6 protein-coding genes and 1 pseudogene are annotated in these 9540 nt (G+C 43.8%); 2 read left to right on the top strand and 5 right to left on the bottom strand.

Annotation, left to right across the window (positions count from 1 at the left end; genetic code table 11):
• From QUA38_RS13875 to QUA38_RS13860, 4 genes and pseudogenes are all read right to left on the bottom strand, one after another.
• The coding region (locus tag QUA38_RS13875) for an AAA-like domain-containing protein (protein WP_333162629.1) at window positions 1-1535 on the bottom strand (1535 nt) is incomplete at its 3' end.
• Window positions 1536-1624: 89 nt separating this feature from the next.
• A pseudogene (locus QUA38_RS13870) lies at window positions 1625-3343 on the bottom strand (AAA-like domain-containing protein).
• 292 nt (window positions 3344-3635) lie between these two features.
• Window positions 3636-4367, bottom strand: coding sequence for a WecB/TagA/CpsF family glycosyltransferase (locus QUA38_RS13865; RefSeq protein ID WP_333162627.1), 732 nt, complete (start codon window positions 4365-4367; stop codon window positions 3636-3638).
• 209 nt (window positions 4368-4576) lie between these two features.
• Window positions 4577-4714 carry a hypothetical protein gene (locus QUA38_RS13860; RefSeq protein ID WP_190657693.1) on the bottom strand — a complete coding sequence of 46 codons (138 nt, stop codon included), beginning with the start codon at window positions 4712-4714 and terminating at the stop codon, window positions 4577-4579.
• Between the two features lie 111 nt (window positions 4715-4825).
• On the opposite strand from QUA38_RS13860, the gene QUA38_RS13855 reads away from it, so the two are divergent.
• Window positions 4826-8035 (top strand): glycoside hydrolase family 15 protein, encoded by a 3210-nt coding sequence (locus QUA38_RS13855; protein WP_333162625.1) that lies wholly within the window; start codon window positions 4826-4828, stop codon window positions 8033-8035.
• Window positions 8036-8331: 296 nt separating this feature from the next.
• On the opposite strand, the gene QUA38_RS13850 is transcribed toward QUA38_RS13855, so the two are convergent.
• On the bottom strand, window positions 8332-8514 hold the full coding sequence (locus tag QUA38_RS13850) for a hypothetical protein (RefSeq protein WP_333162623.1): 183 nt from the start codon (window positions 8512-8514) through the stop codon (window positions 8332-8334).
• A gap of 47 nt (window positions 8515-8561) precedes the next feature.
• Here QUA38_RS13850 and QUA38_RS13845 point away from each other — a divergent pair, with 47 nt between their 5' ends.
• Window positions 8562-9044 carry an Hsp20/alpha crystallin family protein gene (locus QUA38_RS13845; protein WP_333162621.1) on the top strand — a complete coding sequence of 161 codons (483 nt, stop codon included), beginning with the start codon at window positions 8562-8564 and terminating at the stop codon, window positions 9042-9044.
• Window positions 9045-9540: the final 496 nt, after the last annotated feature.

Raw genomic sequence — 9540 nt, 5'->3', positions numbered from 1 at the left:
GTCTGTCCAGAAATAAATGATTGATTGGAAAAAGCACTTTCCTGGATGGTATTTGATAAATTATTAGCTTGAGTGACTTGCTTCCCGGCAAAAACAGTTGCCCCAGTTGAAATTAAGATAGCAGCCACAGCAAAAACCGAAGTCACAGTCCTAATCTTTAATGCCTTTTGCTGTGCCTTGGTTAGGGTCTGATTCGCTTCATTCAAAATTTGATTAGCCTGTTTCTGTGCTTCTAAATCTTGTTCAATTTCTCGTTTTTTTAATTCCCGACTGGCATTTAAAAACTGATAATCTAAATCGCTTAAACTTTTACCGGCCGCCCAAGTTTGAGCATCTTGCAACGCCTGACCCCGCAACAGTCGCGATTCATCTTTATAATCAGAAGCTATCCAACTTTTTAAGCTTTCGTTATAAGGGCGGAGATTTGCTAACAGTCTTTCCACCCAATCCAGGTTAAAAACAGATTTATAAATCCGATTATAAACTTTTAGTTGACCAGATTGCTTAACTACCAAACCTGTTAAGCGGAGTTCCATCTGCTCCAGACTATCATCAGCAGCAATCTCATCATGTTGCAAAATTTGCTGATATATTCTTAATAAGCGACTAAGCCATTGTTTGCTGTTTAAAATACGGTCTCTAATCGTCTTTAAATGTTCTGGCTCATCCTTAGTTTCCCAATTTTTAATTATCTTATCTCTAACTATAGTTTCTACCCACTCAGTACGATTTCGGATTGATGCAGAGTTATTATGCTTGAGAAGTAATTTACAAACTTTCTGCGTTAAAAATGGCTGTCCACCAGTCCAAGATAATACCGCCTCTAGCAAAGCCTGAGAATTTTCTGCTTGAGTTTCTAACCCAACTGCCAAAGGTTGTGCTTCTGATAATTGAAAACCCGTTAACTCAATAGCCTGTCCAATATTAAAGGGAGTGCGAAGGTGATTACTAATTAAATTGGAAGGTGTTGCTACTCCAATCAAAGCAAAGATTAGGCGGTTATATTCTGGTTGATCTGCACGCTGGTTAAAACAATCGCGAATAACGGCAAAAAAGTCATCCACATTAAATGGCAAAGCTAATATGCTATCAATTTCATCAATAAATATCACAATAGATTTATCGATAAATTCCAGCAATACCTCTGGGATAAACTTGCTTAAACGTTGAACGGGAGACAGCAATTCCTTACTTGTCCACCATTCGTAAGAATCAAAACGAGCGTACAATTCAAAACTATTTACCAGGGAGTCAATAATTCCAAAATACCACTCTTGAGGAGTAATATCTGACGTGCCAATTGACGTGATATCAACAGTAGCACAGGCAAATCCTTCTTGCTGCAATCTCGCCATTGTCTGCACTCGCAAGCTAGATTTCCCCATCTGTCGCGAGTTGAGGACGTAACAAAACTCTCCCGCCTTTAATCCTTCATAAAAATCTCGGTCAGCTTGTCTCCTAACATAAGTAGGCGCATCAATCGGTAAGCTACCGCCAACTTGATATTCGTAATTTAGATCGGGTTTGTCATTCATTAACTAACTCCCAAAAATTAAATTATTTAAAAAAGTACGTTGTTGCGCTTTAGCGCTAAATCTGGCGCTAAAGCGCAACAACGTACAAATTAATGAACTCCCAAGCGGTCTTTAAAATATAGGCGGCAGAGATTGCACAGAGGAATCACATCATTACCTCGCAACTTCACTAAACCCCTACTGCGAAGTTTAAACGCTAGCTCGGCTTCTAATCGTACCGGAACCGAACTAGCAATTACTTGTTTCATTGCTGCTTCCAAATTTGGATCGGCAGTGAGATGAATTAAATGATGACGTAAATGATCGCCGTAAATTCCTTCTTCAGTCGGTGCACTTTGTAAAAATTCCTCTAAGGTTAAACAACCGCGAGCAATTTCATAAAGGGCTTTTCTTAACAGATAAGGATGCCCGTCTACCATTCCAATCAGTTGTTCTATCTGACTGGCAGACCAATTCAGTTGATGTTTTTGTACTAACTCTACAATTTGTTGATGGTTAAATTCTGGTAACTCAATTGATAAACCTACATTAAATGGCGACTGGTTGATGTTGAGTGGAATATAAACTTCTTTGGAATGGGAAATTACTAAACTTAGTTTTTTCCAAGCGGGTTCGTTTTTTCCTTTTTCATGCCACGCCCGCAGTAAACCAAAGAATTCCTGCGCTACTTGGGGATATTGAAAAACTCGATCGACTTCATCCAATCCTAACGTTAATGGTGTAGTAATTGTTGCTAACAGGTAGCGCTGAAAATAGTTGCCGCATTTTTGTTTGCTACCCATCCCTTGTTTCCAATAGTCTGCTACTCGATCTTCTAAATTTAGTTGATTAGTAATATCAACACAAAGCTATTGCAACAACTGATCGAGATTGCTAATAAAATTACCATCAGCCGATTGAAAGTTTAAATAGGCAGTTTGATGTCCCTGTTCTCTTGAATAGTATAAAATGCGCTGTAATAAAGAAGTCTTCCCCATTTTGCGGGGTGATTTCACTCGGATCAAAGCGCCAGGTTTAGCAATAGTTTGGTAGCAGTCTGATTCCAGGGGAGGACGATCGATATATAGGGGGGAATCGAAACTAACAGAACCTTCTGGGTTATCTAAATTGGCGAGAGAAACGGCAGGCGAGACTAGCGATCGCGCATTTGCCATCGCAGAGGACGACTTCTCAAGTATATTCTCAATAGCAGGAGCGATCGCTCGTTCTACTGTCTCTAAGTCAGCAAAATCTGACTTCTTCTTTAAAACAGGAGTGAGTTCTTCCGGGATACCTGCCATACTGATGCTAACGCAGCCTGACTTATAAGCAAACTCTATAGATTCCCCGGCTGCCAGTGCGTCATAAAATCCTACGGCGAAATTTCTGGCGGCATTATCTCCCACCGCTTGCTTCATACCAATAACATAGGGAATATGGCGTGCGATCGCAGCCGCTTGTACGTCCGAATAGCAGGCGTTGAGTACCACGCATTCTACCCGATCCATAAACAGCTCGAACAAACTTGCTAAAGCTTTTGCATTTACCAGTTTAATCTTTCCTGTCTCATCCTCTAGAGCTAAACCCTCCTCTCCCACACCATGACCGGAAAAATGGACAATCTCTGGTTTATAATCGAGTACAGCTCGCTGCATATCTCGTGGCGTTACCGCCCACTGTTGCTCAAGTTGAAATTTTTCACGCTTTTTAGAGCGTTGCAACCCATCGGCAATTTCCTTAACCTCTTCACCTAAACGCAAAACCGTAGAGTTCTTAGGGTTCGCTGCTAAAAACAAGATCGTTTTTTTCTTTCTTGGGGAACTACTCATAAATGGGATTTTGACTATAGGTGATGTACTATTACTCCCTTTCGGTGCCAAGAATATCTAATGAAGAGGAAAAGGCTTTGCTGCTGGCTTTTATAGATATTGGCTCGCGATCGCCCATACAAGATATTATTGTTTTTTCATGCCGATCTACTTACTAGATTAAGTTTACCAGCTCTACGGGAATATACTGTATCATGTCACGTAAATTAACCACAATTATTGTAGCGGCGGGTTCACGCGCGATCGGCAATATCAGCCATAACTCCCGTAAACCCGATTATAGTGAGAACTTTTACCCTCGAAAATCTCCCAAAGCCTTCAATGCAAACTGTGGCAAAGCTAACATCCTGCGCCACCGCCAAGGTTCTTGATAAAGCCGATACAGCCATTCTAAATGATTGTCGCAAAACCAAGCCGGCGCGCGAGTTTTTGTTCCTGCCCAAATATCGAAACTGCCACCAACTCCCACCCAAATCGAATTAGGACAAAGGTGTCTGTGTTCGGCAATCCAAAATTCTTGGCGTGGCACTCCCAAGCCTACAAAAATTAGTTTGGGCTGCACTTGTTTGAGGCTTTCGCGGAAGTCTTTCTCTTCATCTGCGGAAAGATAACCGTGTTGAGAAGCAATCGACAATCCGTTAACCTTTTGTTGCCAAGTTTTGGCAGCCGCAGCCGCCACTCCTGGGGAACCTCCAAAGAAAAATAGTGGTTCCGAATCAGGCAATTTTCCGGCTTGTTGCAGCAGCGATTCTGCTAATTCAATCCCCGGATAGCGCTGTGCCGGTTTGCCACGCAGCCGCAAGTACAGCACCACTCCCGAACCGTCGGGAATCACGAGTTCAGCTTTGCGGATTACCTCTGCTAAAGCCTGATTTTGCTCGGCTTGCATGGCCATTTCAGCATTCAAAGTCACGACGTGACTTCCTAACCCTTGATGCAGGCGCTCCATCAGCCAACCTGCATAATCATCTAATATGTGAACTGGTAGTCCCAGCACTGAAAATTGCGGGCGCGATCGATCCATATTTTTTTCTTTGAGATTCCTACACACCTAGTTATTTAAATTAGCTTAGATTGGCGATCGACGCTAGACCATTTTTGGTCGCAAAAAACCCGGTTTGTGCCACCAATAGTCTGTTAAGTCATCGTTCGGTGACCCAGAAACTGGTTTTTTTATAAGCGACCGATCGCGCAAGTTCATTAGAGTTTTGGCCCGCCAAGTGCGATCGAGTATTAGTGTTCGATTTTTTTGACAGAGCCGTCGGCGTACCATTCCATCGGTACTAGCTCAATTTTACCATTAATTTTCACTGTAGAGTAGACAACTTTTACGAAAGGAACGCTGTTGTTATTGTGGTTTTTGGTAGACATGGCAATTACCTTTTTGTGTTTGGATAACTTGAGAAATGATCTAATCTCTGATATATTTAAAAGTCTATTCACCCCAAATCTACTCGCATCAGGAAAAAGAAGGAAAACGAAATGGCGATCGCAAAAACCCAGCGGCAAACCAGGTTAGATTATTACTACCAGCAAATCAAAAACATCATCCTCAAGCGCCAAAATCCAATTACTGGTTTGCTGCCGGCGAGTACCGCCGTTAACGCCCACGGCGACTACACCGATGCCTGGGTGCGCGACAACGTGTACAGCATTCTCGCGGTTTGGGGTTTGGGTTTAGCTTACCGCAAAATTGATGGCGATCAGGGTAGAACATTTGAACTCGAACACAGCACAGTCAAACTGATGCGCGGCTTGCTGTTTGCGATGATGCAGCAATCGAGCAAAGTAGAACGTTTTAAAAATACTCAGTCGCCGCTAGATGCCCTGCACGCTAAATACAATACTCAAACTGGGGGTATTGTTGTCGGTGATGACAAGTGGGGACATTTACAGTTAGACGCTACATCTATATTCTTATTAATTCTTGCTCAAATGACGGCTTCCGGGCTGCACGTAATTTTTACAATAGATGAAGTCAATTTCGTGCAAAATTTAGTTTACTACATCGGTAGAGCCTACCGCACGCCGGATTACGGAATTTGGGAAAGAGGTCATAAAATCAATCGGGGCAATGCAGAATTGAATGCCAGTTCAGTTGGCATGGCCAAAGCAGCCCTAGAAGCAATAAATGGGTTGGATTTGTTTGGAATTAAAGGCTCTCAAGCATCAGTAATTCACGTTTTACCAGACGAAATTGCCAGAACTCGCATAACTTTGGAATCGCTTTTGCCTCGCGAATCTAGTTCAAAAGAAGTAGATGCTGCTTTATTGAGCGTGATTAGTTTTCCGGCTTTTGCTGTGGAAGACCGAGAATTAATAGAACGGACTAGAAATAAGATTATTAATAAATTGCAAGGAAAATACGGCTGCAAGCGGTTTCTGCGGGACGGGCACCAAACAGTCTTGGAAGATGCCGATCGCCTGCACTACGAACCGACAGAATTAAGGCAGTTCGAGCATATTGAATGCGAGTGGCCGCTATTTTTCACTTATTTATTTTTGGACGGCATATTTCAAGGAAATCAAGCCCAAGTGCAGGAGTACCAGCAGCGTTTGGAATCTCTGGCAGTCGATCGCTCTGGTGTGCCACTACTACCAGAATTGTACTACGTCCCCGCCGAAAATATTGAAGCCGAAAAGCTAAATCCCGGCAGCCAGCAGCGCTTACCCAATGAAAATATCCCCCTAGTTTGGGCGCAAAGTTTGTATTTCCTTGGTCAATTGCTGAACGAAGGATTAATCGCAGTTGGCGATATTGACCCGCTGGGAAGGCACCTGTCAGTGGGCCAACACAGAGAACCTTTAGTGCAAATTGCACTGTTAGCTGAAGACGAAGATTTGCAAGCAGAATTAGCCGCTAACGGCATTGCGGCGCAAACCCCAAAACAGGTAGAACCAATTCAAGTCCGCCAGACTAAAGAATTATCAGCTATTTACACGGAAATGGGACGCAACGACCCATTAGGTTTAACCGGGCGCCCCGTGCGCCGTTTGCGGAGTTTAACAACTTCTCGGGTGTTTAAAGTTCGCGAAGAGGCGATCGTATTTCTCCCCTCATTTTTGAACAGACAAGAGTTTTACTTAACTTTAGATTACCATTATTTAGTAGCTCAAATCAAGAGCGAAATAGCTCACATTCACCGCCACTGGTATCAGTTGGGACGCCCTACGGTAACGCTGATGCTGACTCACACAATGCTGGAAACAGGCCGAGAAGCGTTGTTAGAATTAATGAAGGAATTCCGGGATGGATATTGTAAAAACACGCCAGTTAAACTCGGAAATCTTAAGCAGTTTATGCTGACTGCTGGCACCGAAAGAATTGACTTAATGCACGATTTTGAATTTACAGAATCTCCGGTGACAGGTGCAGTAGAAACGCCCCGATATCTAACTTATAATTCTGAAAAAACTTGGCCTTTGGGTCACACGCAAGAATTTAAATTAGAGTGCGAAACTAATACTAGCTTCTTGCTAAACAGCCTGCGCGATTCAGAAAATTTGTACGAACAAATTGAGTTGCTGCACACGTTGGTTCGCCTCAAAGGATTAAATTTTGATACAGGATTTGGAGGTACGGAAGAAATAGTTAAAGTTGTGGACTTGCTCAACGAAGTTTATACAAAATCTGGAGAAAGTTCGCAATCAAAAATCCAATGGGCAGTCATCCGCCATGCCGCAGGTTTGCTGGACAAAGTTGATATCAGCTTGTCCGATGCAGTGACAGATATTTTGGTGCGACAAAAGCAAATTGCTGTCGGGAAAGCCTACAGCGAAGATTCGATAATTTCGCGACCCGGATCTTACACGGAAGTGATGGACAAAATTCGCCAATTCTGCGGAGAAGACATTCGCGATCGAGTTCTAACCCAAGAAATTCTAATTTACCTCAGTGTTCTAATTAAAGCAGAACCGCAATTATTTAAAGGTCTGCTGACACTGAGAGTTAGCTACTTTATTCTGCTGTTAACAAGCGAATTAGCCCGCGAATTAGGAGTGACGCAAAATGAAGCTTACGAACATTTAATGCAGCTAAGTCCCTTTGAAATCAAAAATCGCCTGCGCCAAGTGTTGACAGAATACGAGGAAATGAATCAAATCCTCAAACAACAAGAATCGCTGCGCGTCAAACAGCCAGAAAAAGATATTGAATGGGTAGTAGCGCCAGTTTCCGAAGAACCGCAAATGCCTGCGGGAGGATGGCGCCGGAAGCGGCAAATGGAAGGTGGAGTCAATCGCGTACCGAAGGATTTTTATCCGAGTGTTTGGGGACTGCTGCGGCACTGCAAAGGCTTGATAATTGGCGACAAATTAGAGCGTCGCAATCGGTTAGATAGCCATATCATTTTATCGGAAATGACCCCAGGTGAAAAGAATTTTGCGCTACAAATCGAGCATTTACTGAATAAAATTGTCGCGCCAGAATATCGACAAGTGAATATAGAGGCGCTGATGGAGTTGGCAGCAATTGCCCAGCGCAACTCTGAATTGCAGGTAGAAGAATACATCGTTTTAGATGTATTAGTCGGTCACGCAGTGCGGCTGAATTGGCTAGGAAAATACCAGGAAAGAGCCGATAAATACGACGAAGACAAAGCGGCGGCTTGGCAAGCTTTTTACAATACTTCGCCTTACGTTTGCGCGAGTCATGTACTCGATGCTTTCCGATTCTTGACGAAATTTGGATAGATCGAGTGGTTTATACAAGGTACCCCCTAGATAGTTCGGCGGTTGAAACCGCAACTACATAAACTAACTCCGCCTCTGCGGACTAAGAAATAAGGGAGATATTTAAGGTCGATCGGGATTATGCGAGATCCCTCATACAGCGAGGGATGGCTATGGGAAAGCAGCGATTACCCGCTTTGCACGTCCTTACGCGTCTGCTACACATCATCACTCGCACCGCATTTTTGGTGCGGTTGGCAACACCGGCGATACTTCCGGCAACGCTCGTGCCGTGCAGAGTTCACTCGGCTGGAGCATCATGGCGTTGCCACAGTATTGTCGGTTTCTAGGAATAGCTTTGTACGGTTTTCTTCACTGCCAATGAATTCTGCTTCTTTCGCACTTATTCTAGCAAATACGACTAACTGAGTAGGGTTTTCCTGACTGTTCCTCCCACGCCCGGGAGCGGCATCATAATAACTGTAAGCAATGAGCTTCAACCCAAACTTTCCTTATAAAGCTTTACCAATCTTTGAGGTGACAGACTATGTTGATGCGCTATTGGCAACCATTCACAGAAATTGAAACGATCCGCCAGCAACTCGATAAAGTTTTTGACCAACGGGCAACAACGAGAGATAACTCAGAAGCTACTTGGATGCCCGCTGTGGAATTAGCTGATGCTGGGGACAACTTCGTATTAAAAGCGCAACTGCCTGGAATTGACCCCAAAGACATTGACGTTCAAGTCACTCGCGAAGCAATTTCTATCTCTGGCGAACGCCGCTACGAAAGCACAGACGGAAAATCTGGCTACGTCCGCTCTGAATTCCGCTATGGCAAATTCCATCGGGTGCTTCCCTTGCCCGCACACATTCAAAATGACTCTGTGCAAGCTGAATACAAAGATGGAATTCTAACGCTAACCCTGCCCAAAGTAACTGAAGCCCGCAATAAAGTCGTCAAGATTAATTTGGCTGAAATTGCTGGAACTCCAGCAAATCCCACTTTGGAACAGGCTAACCAATAACGATCTGCTGTGCTTAATCGAGTGAGGCAAATTTTCCCAAATTGAGCCTAATTGGATTTACTTAACAACAACGGAACTGGAAAAGTTGATACCGGGAGCTACACTTGCTCTCGGTATTCTTTATTAGGGAAAACCGAGCGAAAAACCACCTACAACTGTCCTGCACCCGCAATGAATTCAGTAACGCTTACAAGGTAGGCTTCTAGTAAATGCAGCAGAGAGCTAGACGAGCAGAATACCCAATCGCGATCCCAGGCTTGGAAATCCCTTAGTCTTCCGTCCCACCCATTTCTGTGGCGAATAAAGAAACTTGGGCTATGTTAGACCACAGGGCGCTTTTACGGTCATCAGAAACTCTGGGGAAAAACGCTTGCGGCTATTGCATCTAATATATCTTGCAGCCGTTATGCTTCCCGCCTCATAGTGCTACAGCCTCCTCCAAAATGCGATCGCGAATGCGTTCTTTCAACATATCCACGCTCGGCGCTCTCATGAG

It is taken from the genome of Microcoleus sp. Pol12B4 (genome assembly GCF_036701385.1).
Classification (GTDB): Bacteria; Cyanobacteriota; Cyanobacteriia; order Cyanobacteriales; family Microcoleaceae; genus Microcoleus.
Note: the sequence above shows the minus strand (reverse complement) of the source record. Positions and strands in the feature narration are given on the sequence as shown.

Bases quoted from the DNA above. Each gene is read 5' to 3' on its own strand.
- QUA38_RS13865 (WP_333162627.1), bottom strand. From the start codon at position 4,367: ATGGATCGATCGCGCCCGCAATTTTCAGTGCTGGGACTACCAGTTCAC.
- QUA38_RS13860 (WP_190657693.1), bottom strand. From the start codon at position 4,714: ATGTCTACCAAAAACCACAATAACAACAGCGTTCCTTTCGTAAAAGTT.
- QUA38_RS13855 (WP_333162625.1), top strand. From the start codon at position 4,826: ATGGCGATCGCAAAAACCCAGCGGCAAACCAGGTTAGATTATTACTAC.
- QUA38_RS13845 (WP_333162621.1), top strand. From the start codon at position 8,562: ATGTTGATGCGCTATTGGCAACCATTCACAGAAATTGAAACGATCCGC.